At 39.7% G+C, this 20,675-nt stretch carries 17 protein-coding genes; 4 read left to right on the forward strand and 13 right to left on the reverse strand.

Annotated features, from left to right (window positions below; all coding sequences use genetic code 11):
- Positions 1–106: 106 nt before the first annotated feature.
- The 4 genes from F565_RS0102485 to rpsF all read right to left on the reverse strand — a co-directional run bounded on the left by F565_RS0102485 (position 107) and on the right by rpsF (position 1,837).
- The gene (locus F565_RS0102485; protein ID WP_020211611.1) at positions 107–574 is read right to left on the reverse strand and encodes a DUF6495 family protein; all 468 of its coding nucleotides are present in this window, start codon (positions 572–574) and stop codon (positions 107–109) included.
- 160 nt (positions 575–734) lie between these two features.
- Positions 735–1,181: a 50S ribosomal protein L9 gene (gene rplI / locus F565_RS0102490; protein ID WP_020211612.1), complete on the reverse strand. Its 447-nt coding sequence runs from the start codon at positions 1,179–1,181 to the stop codon at positions 735–737.
- A 15-nt stretch (positions 1,182–1,196) separates the two neighbouring features.
- The gene (gene rpsR / locus F565_RS0102495) at positions 1,197–1,493 is read right to left on the reverse strand and encodes a 30S ribosomal protein S18 (RefSeq protein ID WP_020211613.1); all 297 of its coding nucleotides are present in this window, start codon (positions 1,491–1,493) and stop codon (positions 1,197–1,199) included.
- A 2-nt stretch (positions 1,494–1,495) separates the two neighbouring features.
- Entirely contained in the window at positions 1,496–1,837 is a 342-nt protein-coding gene (gene rpsF / locus F565_RS0102500; protein WP_020211614.1) for a 30S ribosomal protein S6, read from the reverse strand.
- Positions 1,838–2,009: 172 nt separating this feature from the next.
- Here rpsF and F565_RS0102510 point away from each other — a divergent pair, with 172 nt between their 5' ends.
- Entirely contained in the window at positions 2,010–2,708 is a 699-nt protein-coding gene (locus tag F565_RS0102510; RefSeq protein WP_020211615.1) for a LytR/AlgR family response regulator transcription factor, read from the forward strand.
- Between the two features lie 111 nt (positions 2,709–2,819).
- Here F565_RS0102510 and priA read toward each other — a convergent pair whose 3' ends face one another.
- Positions 2,820–5,267: a replication restart helicase PriA gene (gene priA / locus F565_RS0102515; protein ID WP_020211616.1), complete on the reverse strand. Its 2,448-nt coding sequence runs from the start codon at positions 5,265–5,267 to the stop codon at positions 2,820–2,822.
- A 173-nt stretch (positions 5,268–5,440) separates the two neighbouring features.
- On the opposite strand from priA, the gene ligA reads away from it, so the two are divergent.
- From ligA to rlmH, 3 genes are all read left to right on the forward strand, one after another.
- Positions 5,441–7,903 carry an NAD-dependent DNA ligase LigA gene (gene ligA / locus F565_RS0102520; protein WP_020211617.1) on the forward strand — a complete coding sequence of 821 codons (2,463 nt, stop codon included), beginning with the start codon at positions 5,441–5,443 and terminating at the stop codon, positions 7,901–7,903.
- Positions 7,893–8,744, forward strand: a complete 852-nt coding sequence (locus tag F565_RS23360; RefSeq protein ID WP_020211618.1) for an exonuclease domain-containing protein — start codon at positions 7,893–7,895, stop codon at positions 8,742–8,744. The genes ligA and F565_RS23360 overlap by 11 nt, the downstream gene beginning before the upstream one ends.
- A gap of 75 nt (positions 8,745–8,819) precedes the next feature.
- On the forward strand, positions 8,820–9,293 hold the full coding sequence (gene rlmH, locus F565_RS0102530) for a 23S rRNA (pseudouridine(1915)-N(3))-methyltransferase RlmH (RefSeq protein WP_020211619.1): 474 nt from the start codon (positions 8,820–8,822) through the stop codon (positions 9,291–9,293).
- A gap of 66 nt (positions 9,294–9,359) precedes the next feature.
- Here the strand turns inward: rlmH and F565_RS21085 are convergent, their stop codons facing one another.
- From F565_RS21085 to F565_RS0102570, 8 genes are all read right to left on the reverse strand, one after another.
- Positions 9,360–10,307 carry a glycoside hydrolase family 43 protein gene (locus F565_RS21085; RefSeq protein ID WP_035641797.1) on the reverse strand — a complete coding sequence of 316 codons (948 nt, stop codon included), beginning with the start codon at positions 10,305–10,307 and terminating at the stop codon, positions 9,360–9,362.
- Positions 10,307–11,485, reverse strand: a complete 1,179-nt coding sequence (locus F565_RS0102540) for an aldose epimerase family protein (RefSeq protein ID WP_020211621.1) — start codon at positions 11,483–11,485, stop codon at positions 10,307–10,309. The genes F565_RS21085 and F565_RS0102540 overlap by 1 nt, the downstream gene beginning before the upstream one ends.
- Position 11,486: 1 nt before the next feature.
- The gene (locus tag F565_RS0102545; RefSeq protein WP_020211622.1) at positions 11,487–12,536 is read right to left on the reverse strand and encodes a glycoside hydrolase family 2 TIM barrel-domain containing protein; all 1,050 of its coding nucleotides are present in this window, start codon (positions 12,534–12,536) and stop codon (positions 11,487–11,489) included.
- A gap of 11 nt (positions 12,537–12,547) precedes the next feature.
- Complete coding sequence (locus F565_RS0102550) at positions 12,548–13,579, reverse strand: glycoside hydrolase family 43 protein (RefSeq protein WP_020211623.1); 1,032 nt, start codon at positions 13,577–13,579, stop codon at positions 12,548–12,550.
- Positions 13,579–14,595 carry a glycoside hydrolase family 43 protein gene (locus F565_RS0102555; protein WP_051087074.1) on the reverse strand — a complete coding sequence of 339 codons (1,017 nt, stop codon included), beginning with the start codon at positions 14,593–14,595 and terminating at the stop codon, positions 13,579–13,581. The genes F565_RS0102550 and F565_RS0102555 overlap by 1 nt, the downstream gene beginning before the upstream one ends.
- A gap of 22 nt (positions 14,596–14,617) precedes the next feature.
- Entirely contained in the window at positions 14,618–15,808 is a 1,191-nt protein-coding gene (locus tag F565_RS0102560; protein WP_020211625.1) for a glycoside hydrolase 5 family protein, read from the reverse strand.
- A gap of 63 nt (positions 15,809–15,871) precedes the next feature.
- Positions 15,872–17,401, reverse strand: coding sequence for a RagB/SusD family nutrient uptake outer membrane protein (locus F565_RS0102565; protein ID WP_020211626.1), 1,530 nt, complete (start codon positions 17,399–17,401; stop codon positions 15,872–15,874).
- A gap of 19 nt (positions 17,402–17,420) precedes the next feature.
- Positions 17,421–20,441, reverse strand: a complete 3,021-nt coding sequence (locus F565_RS0102570; RefSeq protein ID WP_026299843.1) for a SusC/RagA family TonB-linked outer membrane protein — start codon at positions 20,439–20,441, stop codon at positions 17,421–17,423.
- Positions 20,442–20,675: the final 234 nt, after the last annotated feature.

Genomic DNA, 20,675 nt, shown 5'->3' on the forward strand with positions numbered 1-20,675 from the left:
ATCAATCCTTATTATATAAACTTTTATATACGATTACAGAGAGTTAATATTCTAAATTTTACAACCTGTCCTAATACTTTACACCTGCCTGTTGAAATAACAAAATCTAAAACATATCCTCAAGCTGCTTATATAAATCACCTTCGCTTAGTATAGCGCCTTGCTCTATAAGGCTAAACACATCACCGTTACGGTCTTCGCTAAAATCTTTAGTGCCGCGGTTTATTTGTACCTCATCGCTAAAAATATTCTCATTAAGCCATTGCAGGCCACCTTCGGTTAAAAAATCGGCATGGGCAGTATGGGCATGTATTACAATACTTTCCATATTCTCGCGGCCAAGTTTAAATAAAAAGATGTGGTTTTTAGAGTAGTGCTCCAGCCATTCGGCTTTATCTGTAACAGCTTCCCATATCAGGTCAGAAAAAACATCCAGTTGCTCTTCAGCCCTTTCCGGCTGCTGCTCTTTAAGTTCATCCCATTGCTGTTTATCTATAGATTGAGAGGCAAGAAAACGTATAAATTCCGGGTGTAGTTCTTCAAGCTGTTCTTTGGTAAGGCGGGTATATTTCATAGCGTTAAGTTTTTTAGACAAAGGCACAAAGTTACGATTCCTTAAATTAGTCAGTGTACGTTGATGCAATTAAGCGCGTACACATTTAAGTAGTGTCTTTATTAAAAGCAAGAAGCCTTCCGGTTAGGGAAGGCTTCTTATATACAAATTAATCCGAAGATTAGTTTTCCTGCTCAGCAAGGATTTCGTAAGGAAGGTCTACGATTACATCTCTGTGTAGCCTGATGCTTGCAGAGTATTTACCGGTACGTTTAACGATACCGCTTGTAATGAATTTCCTGTCTATAGATTGTCCTTCTTTTTCTAAAGCAGTTACGATATCTGCATTGGTTACAGAACCAAATAGTTTTTCGCCACCTGCTTTAGCAGTAATTTTAATATCAAGTGCTTTAAGAGCTTCTGCTGTTGCTTTAGCTTCGTTAACCACTTTTTGCTCTTTAAAAGCCCTTTGTTTAAGGTTTTCAGCTAATATTTTTTTAGCTGTAGGAGTTGCCATATGAGCAAACCCTTGTGGGATTAAAAAGTTACGGCCGTAACCTGCTTTTACAGTTACAACATCGTCTTTAAAACCTAAATTTTGTACGTCTTGTTTAAGTATAAGTTCCATAATACTGCTTCTTTTTTATTTTAATAAATCGGCCACATATGGCATTAATGCTAAATGACGTGCCCTTTTTACAGCTACAGATACTTTTCTTTGGTATTTTAAAGAAGTACCGGTTAAACGACGAGGAAGGATTTTACCTTGCTCGTTAACAAATTTTAATAAAAAGTCAGGATCTTTGTAATCTACATATTTGATACCTGATTTTTTGAAACGGCAATACTTTTTAGTCTTGTTCGTCTCTATATTCAATGGCGTAAGATATCTGATATCCCCGTCTTTTTTGCCTTTAGCTGACTGCTCTATTGTTGACATAATTAGTTTGCTTTAGATTTTAGTTTTTCTCTTCTTCTCTCTGCCCAAGAAATTGCGTGTTTGTCAAGGCTTACGGTTAAGAAACGCATAACCCTTTCGTCACGGCGAAATTCAGTTTCAAAACCGATAAGTACATCAGCAGGAGCGTTGAATTCGAATAATGTGTAAAATCCGCTTTTTTTGTTCTGGATCTCATAAGCCAGTTTTTTAAGTCCCCAATCTTCTTTAGATACAAAGCTTGCACCTTTAGCAGTTAGGTAATCTTCAAACTTACTTACTGTTTCCTTTACCTGGGCTTCAGATAAAACGGGATTCAAGATGAAAACAGTTTCATAGTGATTCATAATAATAAATATTTATTTGTTATAAAATTGGGTGCAAAGATAATTATTTTTATTTACTGTACAACCCCTATTTTTGTTATTTCACCGATTATAAAAACCTTTTTTTCTTTATATTTGTAATCAGTCCAAAAAAACAAACATACATCCTAAACTTTACAAATAGAAATTGCAAATGAAACTTAACTGTGTTGTTGTAGATGATAGCACAATACAAAGGATTACCATTGCTAAACTGGTTAACGAACATCCTGACCTTACACTCGTTGGCGATTTTTCCAATGCATCAGAAACGCGAAACTGCATATTACACAAAAATGTAGACCTACTGTTCCTGGACATAGAAATGCCCGTACAAAGCGGTTTTGACCTGCTGGACGGCCTTAAAACGCGCCCACAGATCATCTTTGTTTCGTCTAAATCAGATTATGCCCTGAAAGCCTTTGATTATGCTGCCGTAGATTACCTGCACAAACCTGTTACTAAAGACAGGTTTAGCAAAGCTGTGCAAAAAGCTTTTGAAATGCACCAGCTTAAAAAAGATGGCCCTGAAGAAGAGGGCGAGTTTATTTTTGTAAAAAGTAACCTTAAAAACTTCAAGATATTTATATCTAAAATTAAATGGGTAGAGGCTTTTGGTGATTATATTAAAATTAATACCGATGAAGAAACCCACCTTGTGCTCTCTACCATGAAATCTTTTGAAGGTGAACTGCCTGCCGACAGATTTTTAAGGGTTCACAAATCCTACATTATCAATATTGATAAAGTAGACCGCTTTAACAGCAAGTTTGCCGAGATTGGCAATACAAAAATTCCGTTAAGCAGGAATAAAAAAGAAGATTTGGCCGTAGCGCTTAACAGGCCTCAGTAATTTGCATCCAAAAAAAATTACCCGTTATAATTCCCTCTTTCCTTACAAAGGGGGAATCGGGGCGAATAATTTATCTTTCCCTCCCTCTGCCTTATACTAAAAACACACTCCTTAATATGGGTCTACATTTACGGTAACCTTTAGCGAGCGGTATTGCGGTACAGCATCAAGACTATCCAGTATTCTCCTTATGCTTTTCTTTGTGGTTCCCAGTGCGGCACCAAGTGGTATTTTAATCATAATAGTACGTATGTATTCATTACGAATACGGCTTACGGCAGGTTCTTCGGGCCCAAGCACAGGTATATTAAGGTGTTGTATTAATACATTATACAGCCATAAAGCACCATCCTTTAACTTCTCATAATCTTTATGCTTTAAGGTAATACGCACCATCCTGAAATAAGGCGGATATTTAAAGTTATGCCTTTCATACAACTGCTCTTTGAACATACCTACATAATCTGCTTCTGTAACCTGCCTGATAACATTGTGCAGCGGGTTGTATGTTTGTATAAGCACCTTGCCGCGCTCATCGCGCCTGCCTGCACGACCTGCCACCTGTACCATCATTTGGTACGCACGTTCAAACGCCCTGAAATCAGGCTGATACAGCATATTATCTGCATTAAGTATACCTACAAGCCCTACATTATCAAAATGCAATCCCTTGGCAAGCATTTGGGTACCTACCAATATATCTATCTCCTTATTTTTAAAAGAGTCAATTATCTTTTCATATCCATGCTTGCCCCGCGTGGTGTCCTGGTCCATACGCCAGGAATTCTTTTCGGGGAACAAAACCTTTAGTTCCTGCTCAATTTGCTCTGTACCAAAGCCTTTAGAAGAAATATCGGTACTATGACATTTATGGCAATGTGTGGGGTTTGCAATATGGTAGCCACAATAGTGGCAGCGCAACTGGTTTTTATACTTATAATAAGTAAGGCTTACATCGCACTGCGGGCATTGCGGCACATGGCCACACGTCATGCACTCTACCCAGGGCGAAAAGCCACGGCGGTTCTGGAACAATATGACCTGTTTGCCGTTAGCAAGTGTTTCGGCTATTTCTTCGGTCATGGTATCGCTAAAATGGCCGGTCATTTGCTTGCGCTTGTACTTGTCTTTAAGGTCTACTAAAACAATTTCAGGCGGTAACACCTTACCAAAACGCTCTTTAAGCTCTACATAACCATATTTGCCCGATGTTACATTCATATAACTCTCCAGGCTTGGCGTAGCAGATCCTAATAAAACTTTGGCATCCATGTATGCCGCCAGTATAATAGCAGCATCACGGGCATGATAGCGTGGTGCAGGATCCTGTTGCTTGTAGTTTTGTTCGTGTTCCTCGTCTATAATTATTAACCCCGGATTTTGCAACGGTAAAAACAATGCCGACCGTGCCCCTATTATTACCTGTGCTTTATCTGATGCCTGTAGTACCTGCTTCCAGGTTTCTACCCGCTCGTTATTATTATATTTAGAATGAAAAGCAGCTACTTTATTGCCAAAATATGCCGAAAAACGGCCTATAAGCTGTGTAGTAAGGGCAATTTCGGGTAATAGCAACAGTGCCTGTTTGCCGGTGGCAATACACTCTTCTATAAGTTTAATATAAATCTCTGTCTTACCGCTCGATGTTATACCGTGCAGTAGAGTAACCGTATGTTGTTCAAAACTTTGTTTTATGCTATTAAAAGCTTCCTGCTGTTTTTCGCTCAGTTCAAACCCGGCATTCGCCGATCCGCTAAACTGCACACGGTCTTCTTCAAGCAAATATTCCTCAAAGATATTTTTATCTGCCAGCGATTTTATAACGGCAGACGTAGTACCTGCCTCAATCAGTTTTTTTACTGTAATGGGTTTCTTTTCCTTTGCCTGCAACTGAAAATAATGCAGCACAGCCTCGCGTTGTTTTTTTGCATTGCTAAGCAGCTGCAGCAATTCGCTAAGCTGCTCTTCCTTTAAAAACTCTTCCTGCAGGCGTACGTAGCGAATAGTTTTGGGCTTGTATTTCTCAGATATTTCTTCCTGTAGCGATACTGCGTTTTTTGCTATAAGCCTGTTAAGTACCGGCAGTATTGTTTTTTTATTAAGTATAGAAACTACCTCGCCCACCTTAAGGGCACTTTGCGTTTGCAATGCTTCGTATACCAGGTATTCATCATCGGTAAGGTTGGCGGCAACAGGGTCAAAATCTTTTTGAGATGTAATAATTGTTTCACTCTCTAAAAGGAAGCCTGTTGGCAGTGCCGATTTGTATACTTCGCCCACGCTGCACATATAGTATTCGGCAATCCAGTTCCAGTGTTTTATCTGGGTTTCGGTAACGAGGGGCTCATCATCCAATATCTGGTGAATATCCTTTGCGGCATACAGTTGCGGCGGTGTTTCGTGCAAAGCAATAACCAGCCCCGTATATAACTTATTTTTACCAAAGGGTACTGCAACGCGCATACCCGGCTGCAAAAAGGCATACTCTGCCTCGTTAACGGCATACGTAAATGGTCGGGGTAACGAGAGCGGCAGGACAACTTCTATAAAATAAGGCATATAGTATATTTCGTACTACAAAGATAAGTTTTTCTGTGCTTTATAAAAAGTAGTTATCGCCTGCAACGCTCGTTAGATTAAGACGATTTATATCTTTAAAAAACTATCCTTAAAAAACATTTCCCATTTTTTAAAAGTTGGTTAAATTAGCAGGGCAAACAAAACCGTACTAAATGGATACCTTCCAAACCATACAGGCACTTCGCGAAGAGCTTAACCAGCACAATTATAACTACTACGTTCTTGATAACGCCACAATAACCGATCTTGAGTTTGACCTGAAACTTAAAGAACTACAGGTTCTTGAAGATAAACATCCTGAATATTTTGATGAGGACTCCCCTACGCAGCGTGTGGGTGGCGGCATAACCAAGAATTTTAATACCATTGCGCACGAAACACGTATGTATTCGCTGGATAACTCCTACTCTAAAGAGGAGTTGCTGGAATGGGAAAAGCGCGTGCAAAAAGGCCTTGGTACCACTGATATACAATATACCTGCGAACTTAAGTATGATGGTGCCTCTATAAGCATAACGTATGAGGATGGCAAGCTTACCCAAGCAGTGACCCGTGGCGATGGCTTTCAGGGAGACGAGGTTACCACAAACATAAAAACAATTCGTGCTGTACCTATAAAATTAAAAGGTGATTATCCTCCTAAATTTGACATTCGAGGGGAGATCATCCTGCCACTTGAAGGGTTTGCAAAAATGAACCGTGAACTGATTGAGATAGGTGAAACACCTTACGCAAACCCGCGTAATACGGCATCGGGCAGCCTGAAATTACAGGACAGTGGCGAGGTAGCCAAGCGCCCGCTTGACTGTTTACTATATTCTATAATTGGTAATAACCTGCCTTTTAAAACACAGTTTGAAGGCTTGGAAAAAGCACGCCAATGGGGTTTTAAAGTACCCAAACAATCAGCGTTGGCAAACAGCATGGAAGAGGTTATGGCATTTATAGACCATTGGGATACCCACCGCCATGATATGCCTTATGAAACTGATGGTGTGGTTATTAAAGTAAACGACCTGCACCAGCAGGAAGAGTTGGGCTATACTGCAAAATCTCCCCGTTGGGCAATTGCCTATAAATTTAAAGCCGAACGTGTTGCAACGCGCCTTAAAAGCATTACATACCAGGTGGGCCGTACAGGTGCAATTACCCCGGTTGCTAATTTAGAGCCGGTACAGCTTGGCGGTACTACCGTGAAACGTGCTTCGCTGCATAACGCCGACCAGATAGCGAAACTGGACGTGCGCGAGGGCGACGAGGTATTTGTCGAAAAAGGCGGCGAGATAATCCCGAAGATTATTGCAGTTGTTGACAAAGATAATAGACCTAAAAATTCAGAACCAACGATTTATATTACAAGATGCCCTGAGTGTAAAACTGAATTAGTAAGAAAAGAAAATGAAGCACAACATTATTGTCCAAATTTTTATGGATGTCCTCCACAGGTTACCGGCAGAATAGCTCATTTTGTTAGTAAAAAAGCTATGAATATAGATAGTTTAGGATTAGGTACTATTGAACTGCTTTATTCAAAAGAAAAAATCCATAATTATTCTGACCTATATTTTTTAAAATATGAAGAAATTGTTGGTTTAGAAAAATGGCTTGATAATGATGAAGCGGGACTTGACAATGATGGCGAACTACAAGTTAGATTGGATAAAGCAATTTATGGTTTATCTAAAAATTGGGGGAATCTAACATTAACAGAAGCAGTAGAAATTGGAAAAAAAATAAAAAAAATAACGGATATCTTCACTATAGACACATCTGAATTAGAAATAGACCAGAAAAGATTTAAAATATTTATATCAAAATTTCAATCTGCGAAATTAAACTTAAATATAGAAGGCTATAAAAACTTTGAAAATTTTGTATCCCTGAACTATCTTTTATATTTAAAATTCCCAAATTATTTTCAAGATGATTTTTTTTCAAAGGACGAATTAAATAATATAAAATTCATTGACAACCTTCTAAATTTTGAGCGCTTGAAATTTGATGAAAAACTTTATAAAAAATTTGAAACTTTCGTTATTAATATTTCAGATAGAAACCGTGTAAGTATTCAAGACATATCTGCAAAAAAAATTATTGAATCAATTGAACTTTCAAAACAAATACCATTCGAAAAAGTTTTATTTGCTTTAGGAATAAATGATGTCGGTGAAGTAAGCGCAAGAAATATAGCTGCCCACTTTAAAAATATAGAAAATATCATGACTGCATCATATGAAGAATTAACAAACATTAGAGATGTTGGAAAAAGCGTTGCTACAAATATTCTTACCTTTTTTGCGAATACAAAAAATGTTGCAAGTGTCAATAGACTTATACAACAAGGATTAAAATTTAAAATTGAAGAAAAAGAATTATCTTCTGATAAACTAAATAATCTGACATTTGTAATCTCTGGAACTTTCACTATAAGCCGCGACGAATTAAAAAATAAAATTGAAGAAAATGGAGGAAAAGTTTCAGGCTCTCCATCAAAAAACACTTCTTATCTTATAGCTGGTGATAATATGGGACCTGCCAAAAGAGAAAAGGCTGAGAAAGATAAAATTAAGATTATAACTGAAAATGAATTTTATAAACTTATAAATGAAGAATAATTTTGTAGCCTTAGATTTTGAAACATCGTATGGAAAAATACCTTGTTCAATTGGTCTTGTTGAATTCGTTGATGGAATCCCTGTTAGGAAATATTACAAACTTATAAAACCTTTTGAACTAAAATTTAGTTATATAAATTCTGGTATCCACGGCATAAAGTTAGAACACGTTATAAATGAAAGAGAATTTAATTTAATATGGGATGATATATCACACTTAATTAATAATAGAGTGATCGTATGCCATAATTCATCATTTGATATCGCAGTATTAAATCATGCTTTAGAATTATATAATATACCCAAGCCGAATTATACATCCCATTGTACATACAGAATTTCACAGCAATGCTTAGATCTCAATAATTATAAGTTATCAAGTGTAGCAAAGCATTTCAAATTTGATCAGTTTAACTACCATAATGCACTGGAAGATGCGTTAATTTGTGGGAAAATATTCTATGAACTTTACGACGGATATAATTTGTCGGCAGTATCTCAAGAATCGAAAAAACAAAGTAATAGTTTTTACAATCAACTCTTAGAAAGAAGTTTAAACACAAAACCTATCGAAAATGCATTTGTATGGAATAAATCAACTATTCTCTTCAACAAAAGTTTTGTCGTATCTGGAATTTTTAAAAGATTTTCACGCGATGGTATTATTAGTGCTATTGTCGAAAACGGAGGATTAGTAAAAACTTCTATCTCCTCTAAAACCCATTATGTTGTTGCCGGAGGTAACATGGGTCCTGCAAAACTCGAAAAAGCAAACCAGCTTGGTATTAAGATTGTTAGTGAAGATGAGTTTATTAAATTAATAAGTGACTTAGACTCTTAGAAGCTTAGGCACTAAGAACCCATTACATTATCTAAGAATCTAAGAATCTCAGCAACTAAGTACCTTTCTCAAAAAATGAACATAAAACTTGTAGCCATAGGCAAAACCGATAATAAAGCATTACAAACACTTATAGACGATTACCAAAAGCGGTTATCGTTTTACATAAAGTTTGACCTTGAGATTATTCCGGATATTAAGAACGTAAAGAACCTGAGCGAAGCACAGCAAAAGGAAAAGGAAGGCGAGCTTATTTTAGCCAAACTCTCCCCTACCGACCAGCTTATCCTCCTTGATGAAAACGGCAAAAACTTTAGTAGTGTAGGCTTTAGCGAAGAGCTGCAGAAAAAGATGAATTCCGGTATTAAAACTCTGGTATTTGTTATTGGCGGGCCTTATGGCTTTAGCCAGGAAGTGCATAGTAAAGCACAAGGAAAGATATCGCTTTCGGCAATGACGTTCTCCCACCAAATGGTACGGCTGTTTTTTATAGAGCAGCTTTACAGGGCATTTACCATATTGCGAAATGAACCTTACCACCACCAGTAATAAATAGAAAAGCCACCCGCTCGTGGGTGGCTTTTCGGCGCAAAATTTAAAATAAACTAACCCAGTCTAATTTGTAACTAACCAAAACATAGACTTTCCTTTTTGTATTTGTAACTTTCCGTTCTTTAAACTAATAGGTACTATCGCACTTTTTCTTGGAGCAACTTCAGTTTCTGAAAAATGTGTATGGAACACATAATACATGTTCCCTTTTTTATCATAAAACACATCGCCGTGCCCTGTACCGGGATATTTTAAGATATCCGTCGAAATAAACGGGCTATCAGCACCTTTCTCCCACGGGCCATAAGGCGTTTTACTTGTAGCATATCCTACGGCATAGTCTTTATTTCTAAAGTCGTTCGCCGAATATATAAGGTAATACAGGTTATCTTTTTTAAGCACTGTTGGCCCTTCCGTAACGGTCCACTCCACTTTTTCTGTATCTTCCCAATGCTCGGTAGCGTGGATACACTCTTTAAGTGTGGCAGGTTTTATGGCACTAAGGTCGTTTTCCATTTCGGCTACAAAAATGCGGTTGCCTTTATCTAACCTTACATGGTACATATAAACCTTTCCATTATCAAAAAATATAAAGGGGTCTATTTGCCTAACGTCAGATGCCAGTGGCTTTCCCTCATTTTTAAACGGCCCAACAGGGCTATCGGCTGTAGCAATGGCAATTTGCTCATTAGCTGTATATGCCATGTAAAACTTACCGTTTCGTTCAAACACCTGCGGTGCCCAAAAACCTTTATCGCCATAAGCATCGCCTTTTTTAAGGGCAAAACCATTGGCAGCACCACCAGGGCGTTTCCAGTTTTTAAGGTCGGTAGAGGTATACACTAAAAAGCCCTCTCCTTTAATTTCTGGATCGCCTTTAGTACCATATAAATAGTAGGTTCCCTTGTACTCAAAAATAGTAGGATCGGCCAATAACGGGTTTTTGTCCTGTGCGTTCATACCGGCAAAAGCCAATAGCAAACACAGATAGGTATACATTTTTGTACTCATTATTCTTCTGTACTAAATTGATAATTAGAAACTGTATGGTACTTTTTACCCGGCTCTAACACTATCGAAGCAAAAGTAGGCTGATTTATGGCATCCGGAAAGTGCTGTGTTTCCATAGCAAAAGCCGTCCTGAAATCATCTTTAGCTCCGCATTTAAAAGTGTTTTTACCCTGCATAAAGTTTCCGCTGTAAAACTGTAATCCGGGCTCCTGAGTGGTAACCTTCATAACAATACCGGTTTTATCTCCTACTACTGTAGCAGCATCATGCATAGTCGCGGTATCATTTTTAAGGGCAAAATTGTGGTCGTAACCTTTGCCATTTTTTAGTTGCTGGTCTGCGGTTTCTATACGTTCGCCTATGGTATGGTATGATGTAAAATCAAACGGAGTGCCTGCTACTTTTTCCTGTTTTCCTAATGGTATCAAACCATCATCAACCGGAGTATAAGCATCTGCATTTATCATGACCTTGTGGTTTAACACCGTGCCGCCGCCTTCGCCGTTAAGGTTAAAAAAGGCGTGATTGGTTAAGTTTACCGGAGTATTCTGGTCGGTTGTAGCTTCATAATCCATTTTAAGGTTCTGGTTATCATCTACACTATAAGTAACTTTTACCTTCAGGTTCCCGGGGAAGCCCTCTTCGCCATCTGGCGATGTGTAAGTAAATACAAGAGTTTTATCATTAGGCTGCTCTACATTCCACACTATACCCTGAAACCCTTTTTTACCCCCGTGTAAACTGTTCTTATCATTGTTAAGCGGTATATGGTATTCTTTATTATTAAGGGTAAAAGTACCTTTTGCAATGCGATTACCCACACGGCCTATGGTAGCGCCAAAGTAAACCTCTGTCGAATTTTGGTAGGCTTTGGTGCTGTTAAGCCCCACAACAACATCGGTAATGGTACCGTTTTTGTCAGGAACCCAAAGCCCTACAATACGGGCTCCGTAGTTTGTAAAGGCAACAGTAATTTTATCTGATTTTATATAGTAAAGCCCTACTTTTTTACCATCTACTGTGGCATCAAAATCTTCCTTTTTAAGATGCGTATTAATTTCCTTTGCAGTAGTGGTTTCGGTTTCGGCTACTTCCTTTTCCTGTTTTTTAGTGTTTTCGCACGATGTTAAAAAGGCGGTGAATAATAACGACGCTGCAACTATTTTATAATTCTTCATATTATTTTACGCCGTTTAGTTTCTTAATAACATTTACCTCATCCTGGCGGTATGGCGTACCATCATTCCTGAATATATCATGAAACCAAATATCCGGTTCGCCACCTGTAGGTATCGGGGTATCCCAAGCAAAAATGGTATTGGTTTTACCGGCAACAAACCCCCAGTTTATAGCGCCTATGTTTTCTTTTTTAAGAAGCGACATGTGGTTGTAAAAGCTGTTATTTTTTGTACGTGCCATATACTCTGTACAAATCATAGGCCTGTCGTGGGTTTTAAGCAGGTTTATAACACGCTGGTGGCCATCAAGGTCTTCGTAAAAATGGTAGGTAATAATATCTGAGTTTTGTGCCTGAAACGTATTGTGCTCGTTAAAGCCCCAGTTCCATAATCCTGCCGAGATGGGCTGAGACGGGTTTGCCTCGCGGGCCCATTTAAACACATTTTTTAAAAGCTCTGCACTTTTAATGCCTTTGCCGCTGTTACCCGGTTCGTTGTAAAGATCCCAAAGCAAAATCCTTTTGTCTTTGCTAAAAGCGGTAAGGATATCTTTTACATAAGCCTCCAGTTCTTTATCGTTAGCCCTGTCTACCGATGCCGGAAACCCCGGATCCTGTAACCATCCTGAATTATGAACGCCCACTTTAGGCTCCGGTTGTTTGCCTATAGTTGCTGTAGGGTTCCAGCAGTCGTCAAAAAACACAAACATGGTGCTTATGCCGTGTTTATCGGCAATTTCAAGATATTTATCCATACGTTTTTTAAAACCTTTCGGGTCGGCTTTATAGGCAAGGCTATGTAAAAATACACGCATGGTATTAAAACCAATACCCTGTGCGTAACCTAATTCTTTATCTAAAACATCGGGGCTAAAAGTAGCTTCCTGCCACATTTCAAGCTGGTTTATGGCATTGCTTGGTATAAAATTAGCACCGCTCATCCATTTATGGTCGGCATACCATTTGTCGGCTTTTTCTTTGGTCCATTTCTGGCCCTGGGCAGCCAGGGTTAAACTTGCAGCGAATGCAAGCAGCACAAAAATTCTTTTCATAGGTAATAGGTTTATTCTGATGGTATTTGTAATATTTCTTTGTTAGATACTGGTATTCCAAAATTTGGTGTACCGTCTGCATTCCATTTTATTTTTTGCATACGCGGCGATCGTTTATTGCCACAGCCTTCTCCCGGATTATCATTAGCATGAAAAAGTATCCAGTCTTCTTTGCCGTCTGCCGATTTAAAAAAGGAGTTATGCCCCGGTGCGTAAACACCATTCTTTTCGCTCTTTGTAAATACCGGCTCAGGGTTTTTAACCCACGATTGCGGATTCATAACATCGGTACCTTTAAGGCGTAATAACCCAAGGTTATAAAAATCGGTCCAGCAGCCGCTTGATGAGAATACTATAAAAGCATCGTCGCCATGCTGCAGGAACTGTGGCCCCTCGTTAACGCTAACGTGCGGAGGGTTAGACGGGTCGTTGAGGTCGCCCTGCCTTTCCCAGTTGTAAGTAGGTTCAGAAATCATAACACGCCCTCCCTCTATTGTCCAGGGATTAGACATCTTTGCTATATAAATATTTTGCTGAACGTTTACATTACCTTCCCATCCTGCCCATATCATGTACAGTTGGTTTTTATAAGTAAACACATCGCCGTCTATAGCCCAGCGGTCTATATCTGTAGCAATTTTACCCTTAAGTTCCCATGTGCCTTTAAAAGGGTCTGCCGATGCATTTTCGAGCACGTACATGCGGTGGTTTTTATTTTCGCCATCATCTGCAGCAAAATAGGCATACCACTTGTTGTTTATAAAATGAAACTCCGGTGCCCATATCTCTTTAGACCATGCTGTTCCTGCAGGTGGTGTCCATACCAGTTTGCTTTCAGCGTTTTTAAGGTCGGCCAGGTTTTTGGTTTTCCAAAGCATAAGCTTGTTGCCAAGCGTATGGGTGTAATAGTAATAACCGTTATGGTAGGTGCTGTAGGGATCGGCACCTGCCGGTAGTAACGGGTTATTAAATGTCTTTTTTTGTGCAAACATTGCAGCACTTATAAATAGTGCCGCCAGCAGTAACTTTCTTTTCATTGTCATTATTTTTCAATTCCGAATTTTTTAACTAACGCGTCATATTCACTTTGAGATATGGTAATCATACAACCGTGCCTTACATCTTTAGGCAGGCTGTACTTATCCCAGTCGCTGTAAAAGGTATAGCCCGATGCCTGATACCACGGCCCGTTAAGGTTATCTGCCATAGATAAACCATAAGAAACTCCCGGATATTGCTCGTAATACATGTACCACGCCTTATTATCGGGCGAGGGTATTAAGGTAGGGGCTTCCCTAAAGTTAGGACTTATAGGTTCGGCAGGCAACGAGTAAGGCCCGGTAAGCGAAGCTGCTTTAGCTATGCGTACTGTTTTACCGGTAGTCCAGTATAATGTAGGATACGATTCGTCTTTTAAAATGGCATAGTAGCTATCATTAACCTTTCTTATGCTCACGTCTATAGTACCAAAACTCCAGTCGAACAACCTTTTAGGTGTACCTTCAAATGTTTTAAGGTCTTTGCTTAGCACATAAAGTGTGCGCTGGCTTGCCCAGTAGCGTTCGCCATCATCTTTTGTACCTTCAAGATGCGGCGTATGCCAGGTCATTATAAACTTTCCAGACGGTGCGTCATAATATAGCTTGGGTGCCCCAATGCGCTGCATCGCCTCGGCATAACCGGGTGTTGATTTAAGGTTTGGTGTGTAAGTGCTGTGCTTTTTCCAAGTTATAAGATCGGGCGATGTCCATATAGTAATATTAGGATCGTCATCGCTGTTATTGCCTGCCATGTAGTATTTACCATCAGGCCCTTTTGTAATATCGGGGTGGCCGTGATAGTCTTCAAAAACACGCTTTTTATTATTAAGCGGGTACCAGTGTAAACCATCGGTACTTACAGAGTAATACAGCTTACCGTAATCCTGATGCGTCATGTGGGCAAAAAGGTACGCCTGGTTTACAGCCTTTTCATTTGCCTTAACCTGCCCCGGAGGATTGGGCTGTTGGGCAAACAAGCTACTGCAAAACAACAATGATACATAAATATATTTTTTCATGCTTCTTTCTTCTTACAGATTATTACTTTGAATTTACTTCAGATGTAATTTTTTTAATGAAATCAGTTTCTGCCGTGCGGTATGGTGTACCATTGGTATGAAATACTTCATGAAACCATACAGGCGGCTCTGCAGTATACGTTTTTGTCCAGCTGTCCCAAGGGTATTTGGTTTGTGTCTTGCCATCTACAAGTCCCCAGTTTATCATACCCACATTATATTTTTTAGCTATAGGTAAAAAACCTTCAAAGGTACTGCCGTTTGGCCTTGCCATATATTCTGTACATATCATTGGCTTACCATAGCGTTGCAGCTCTTTAATCTTAGTTTCAAATTCCTGCGGTGTGCTGTAATTATGAAACGATATAACATCTGACTGTTCTAATTGCAGCTTGTGCATGGCTGCCAGCTTTTCGTGAGAACTCCAGTCGCCTTCCCATACACCCGATGTTAACGGCTGCGACGGATTTGCTGCTCTTGCCCATACAAACACTTTGCCCAGCAGGTTATACACTAAATCTTTTTTATTCGGAATTTCTACTGCCTGATACGAGTCTCCCGTCATATTATCGGGTTCGTTCCATACATCCCATCCCAAAATTCTTTTATCATTTTTAAAATGACCTACTGTTTCTTTTACATATTTTTCTAAACGCGGATATTGTGTAGAATCGTTCAGTGTTTTTTGGCCGGGGCTCTGTACCCATCCTGAATTGTGTACATGAGGTTTAGGGGCGCGTTGTTTGTCTGTAACAGGAAACGGGTCCCAGCACGAATCGAACAAAACAAATAATGTTTTTATATGGTGCTTATCTGCAATGGCAAGGTATTCGTCCATGCGCTTTAATGTACCCTGTGGGTCTTCCTTATAAAGCTGGTCCTGCAGGTAAACACGCATAACGTTCATGCCTATAGCTTCTGCCCAGCCTAATTCTTTATCAATAGTTTTAGGGTCAAAGGTATCGGCCTGCCACATCTCGAACTGGTTTATTGCTGTAGCCGGGGTAAAATTAGCACCTACTAACCAGGGCTGCTCACCATACCATTTGTTAGCCTGATCCTTAGTCCATACTGCTCTTTCTGCTTGTTTTGTTACTGCAACATCAGCATCTGTAGTTTCTTTTTTCTCATTGTTTTTGCATGAAAAAATCGTTGTGGCTGTTAGTAATAAAAGTAGATATGGCGTTCTTATAGAAATTTTTAGTGCGTTCATTATTGTGTTGTATAAAAACCCAAAGCGGCCTTTTTTAAAGAAAACCGCTTTGGGGTAAATTAATTAATAACCAGTATTTTGCTGTACATTAGGGTTGTTTTGCACTTCGCTTTGCGGTAAAGGCAGGCGAATAGTTTTGCCCACAATAAAGTTGTTAAAATCAGGGTCTCTTTGTGCTACTGCATCTACACCGGCCTGTGTTTCCAGGTCGCCCCATCTTTTAAGGTCTAACCAGCGCACGCTCTCGCCGCAAAGTTCTAATACACGTTCTTTTTTAAGGCGTGCAAGGAACAGGTCATGATTAGTTCCTATCTCCGGGTGAGCTGTAGCAAGCGGAGCCATGTTAGCCCTTGCCCTTACTGTATTTACATACTGGTAGGCATCTGCTGTTTGCCCAAGTTCGTTAAGTGCTTCTGCATACATAAGCAATACATCTGCATAGCGTATAAGCCTGTAGTTAACCTGGTTATAGTAGTCTTCGTTATTACGGTAATAATCTCTCTGCCCTTTTCTAAACCATGCTTCATCTGCATCCCACTGCCATGTCCTGCCATAGGTAAGATCGCCAAAATCTGCCTGAAGTTCCGGGTAAAATAGTGTATGGCGCAGGCGCTCATCAAGGCCACCTGTTGCATTACGTTCTTCTTTAAACAATCCTACCAACCAGTGGCGCGCCTGGCCATCTGACCAGCCTATGCTTCGTGGTGCAAAGAACTGTGCCCTTGTGTTAGATACTGCCGCGTTGGCCGATTCATCTGTACCGCCAAGACGCTGACTGCCAAACTGAATTTCAAATACAGATTCTGCGTTGTTTTCGCGAACATCGGTAAAATTGTCTTTAAAATTAGGTACAAGGCTATAGCTTATCCCCTGCCCGCTTATAAGGTAGTCCATTGCTAATTTGGCTTCGCTCCATTTGCGCTGCTGCATGTATAATTTTGCAAGCATTGCTTTAGCGGCACCTTTAGTGGGCCTGCCTATGTTATCGCCAGTCCATGAGGTTGGCAATTTTTCAAAAGCTTCATTAAGGTCTGTTTCTACCTGTGCAAATATTTCTGTCTTGGTTTTTTGCTCAGGACGGTCGTTTGGCTGAGAAGGCTCTAATACAAGTGGAATATTTTCCCATAGCTCTGCCGCATAAAAGTAATGCAGTGCCCTTAAAAATTTTGCTTCTGCCAGTATCGATTCTTTTCTTGCTTCATCTGTAAAAGTTATGCCGGGTACGTTTGCAAGTACCTGGTTACAACGAAATATGGCTTTGTACGTATCTCTGTAAGTAACAGAATTACCTTCCCAAAAGTTGTAGTTTACATAGTTAAAGCGTGTCCAGTCGGCCAGTTCTGTCCACGGGCTCCTGCTAAATCCTTCATCAGAAGTAAGGTCTAAACGAAAGAATATCCACCTTGACCACAGGCCATCTTTATAAAACATGGCATAAATAGAGTTAACGCCAAGCTCTGCATCAGTAGGGTTACCCCAAAACTGATCGGTAGTAAGGGCATTAGGGCTATTTAGGTTAAGCTCTTCCTCGTTGCACGAGCTAAAAAACAGGAGCGAACCCAATAATGTACTGTATAATAATATTTTTTTCATTGTTGCAATTGTTTTTTAATTAAAAACCAAGTTCTACTCCTACAGAATATGTGCGCACATTAGGGAAAGAACCAAAATCTACACCTCTCTCAAAAATGTTGTTGTTTACAAACTCAGGGTCAAGGCCACCATATTTTGTAATTGTAATTACATTTTGTGCCGAAACACTTATACGTGCCCTGTCAAAACCAATTTTAGATATTACGTCTTTAGGAATTGTATACCCTAAGCCTATGTATTTTAACCTTGCGAAGCTTCCATCTTCAAGAAAACGGTCTGTATCGCCACGGTTACTAAGGCTTGTATTATTATTAGCCCTTGGAGTATTTGTGTTAGGATTCTCGGGAGTCCACGGACGCACGCCTGCACGGTAGTTGTGGTCGCCGTTTATAACATCTACAATACTGCTGTAACCGTTATAAACTGTAGCATCAAAAGAGCCTATCCAGTTCATCGAGAAGTCAAAGTTTTTGTAAGATGCACCTGCGTTAAAGCCCATTTCAAATTTTGGCCACGGGCTGCCGTCTACAATTTTATCATCGTTAGTAATTTGTCCGTCGCCGTTTACATCTTTGTAACGTATATCGCCCGGTGCTGCATCCGGCTGTATAACCTGGCCTGCTGCATTTACATGGCTGTTAATTTCGGCCTGGTTCTGAAAGATACCATCTGTTTGCAATACATACCACATACCTACCGGCTGTCCTGCCTGTGTAACGGTATTGCCAGAGTAGCTTTCGTTTAAGCCATTACCAAGGCTTACCAGTTTGTTTCTTAACGATGTAAAGTTAACGCTGGCGTTATAGCTAAAATCGTCGCCTATTTTATCATTGAAGGCTACATTGATCTCGAAACCTTTGTTTTGTATCGTTGCCGCGTTAGATATTGGGTTACCGCCATCATTACCGGTACTTAAAAGAATTGGGAAGCCAAATAGTACATCTTCTGTTTTTGCAATAAAATAATCGGCTGTTACACTAAGCCTGTTGTCATACATACCCAGGTCGAAACCAAAGTTTGTTTGCTTAAGTGTTTCCCATTTAAGGTTAGGGTTAGACAGTTTTATCTGCGTTGCAGAAGGCTGCACTGTTTGTCCGCTACCAAAAACAGCACCACCAAATGTGTTGATAAAGCTACGGTACTCGTACTCGCCAATGTTACCACTACCAAGCTCTCCATAACTTACACGCAGCTTAAGCTCATTAATTTCTTTAACTTTAAAAAATGACTCATTATTAATTCTCCACCCAACTGAAACCGATGGAAAGCTTGACCATTTGTTAGCATCACTAAATTTAGATGATCCGTCCCTGCGTATAACTGCATTTAATAAATAACGGTTATCATAGTTATATTCCAGCCTGCCAAGGTATGACAATAATGCCGATTCGTTTTTAAAACCACCCACAATACCATTATCTCCCGTATCTAATACATCAAAATAATTACCTGTATTAGGATTTATAAGCAGGTTTCTTTTTTGTCCGTTTTGCTGCTCATAGCTTAGCTTTTGGTAAGTAGTACCTATTAGTGCCGTAATACTGTGCTTGCCAAAGTTTTTATTGAATGTTAGGGTATGTTCAAACAACGTGTTTTGAGACTGTGCCCTGTTCTGGTTAGTAAGTGAAGGATCTGCCGGTTGGTTAAGTGTCCAGTTTCCTACTTTTCTTAAGTATACAAAATGGTCAAAACTTGTTTCGTAACCAAAGTTAAAGCGGTACTTTAAAAACTCCCACGGCTGCAGTTCTGCCCATAAGTTACCTCTTACCCTAAAATTTTCTATTTTTTGGTCTATCAGGTTTGCAATAGCTACCGGGTTTGCTGCAAAAGTAGTTGCAACGCCTTCTTCGCCATAGCCATAACCGCCCGGGTTACGCGAATCTCTTACCGGAATGGTAGGGTACATCCTAATAACATCTATAAAAGGATTACCCCTCATAGCTTCAGGCCCACCGGTTTCGTTAGCCTTAGAGTTAGACAGCGCAAGATTTTCGCCTATGCTGAAAATTCCTTTTTTGCCACTTGCATTTACACGGAATGAAACCCTGTCAAAATCAGTATCAATTACAGTTCCCTCATTACCAAAGTAGTTGGCAGACATAAAGAAAGTTGAATTGTCTCCACCACCCGAGAAGCTTACATTCTGGTCTTGTATCATCCCCGTGCGAAAAGTTTCTTTTTGCCAGTCGGTATTTACGCCAAGGTTAAAATTTTGTCTTGGTTTACCTGCATTGTCATAAGCCATGTTGGTAAGCGATATAAACTCATCCCTGCTTGCAAGGTCATAGGTAGGTACATTGGTTATACTTAATTTAGAACTCGCCTCTATTTTAAGTGGGCCTTTTTTACCTCTTTTAGTTGTAATAATAATTACACCGTTTGCCGCACGCGAACCGTAAATAGCTGCCGCTGCTGCATCTTTAAGAATCTGGATAGACTCTATATCATTCGGGTTAAAATCGCGATTGGCCGTGGTAATAATACCATCTATTACATACAGTGGGTTAGAGTTTTGAAGGTTTTTAAGCCCCCTTATCTCAATTTTTGCTTCCTGGCCCGGCTGTCCGCCACCGCGCACGCTAACACCAGTTGCAAGCCCCTGTAAGCTTTCTGCTACCGTAGTACTTTGCCTTTTTTGTATCTGGCCCGCATCAACTACAGATATGGCACTGGTTAAGTCTTTCTTTTTCTGGGTACCGTAACCTATCACTATTACCTCTTCCAGCTGAGATACATCTGCCGTAAGCGTTACGTTAATTGTGGTTTGTCCGTTTACAGCTACTTCTTTAGACTGGAAACCAACGCTTGAAAATACCAATACAGCATCTGTAGCTGCCCCTATTGTATATTTTCCGTCAAGATCTGCAGATACACCATTTGTAGTGCCTTTAACAATAATGTTGGCAAAAGCGGCGGGACTGCCGTCAGATCCCATAACTGTGCCCGATACCTCTACCTGGGAGTAGCCATACTGTGCAGTAAGCATTGCCAGGAAGAGAAGGCATTTTGTGTTAAAAATAAATTGTACAATTGTTCTCATAGAATTTCGTTTTGAAATTTTTGATAGTGTTAGGTTTGGTTGATACGATTTGACTAATTTAATGCCTGTTTAACAGCTATGGTTACTATCCTGCCACCGGTAACAGGTTTGTCTCATTGCTGATTGAACAATAATAAGTGTTGTTTATTACACTTTATAAACTTATTGCATTAAAATATCACAACTATATCGTTTTCAAAAGTAGATTAATTTAACATGAGTGTTATGTATGCA

This window comes from Flavobacterium rivuli WB 3.3-2 = DSM 21788 (assembly GCF_000378485.1).
GTDB classification, from domain to species: Bacteria; Bacteroidota; Bacteroidia; order Flavobacteriales; family Flavobacteriaceae; genus Flavobacterium; species Flavobacterium rivuli.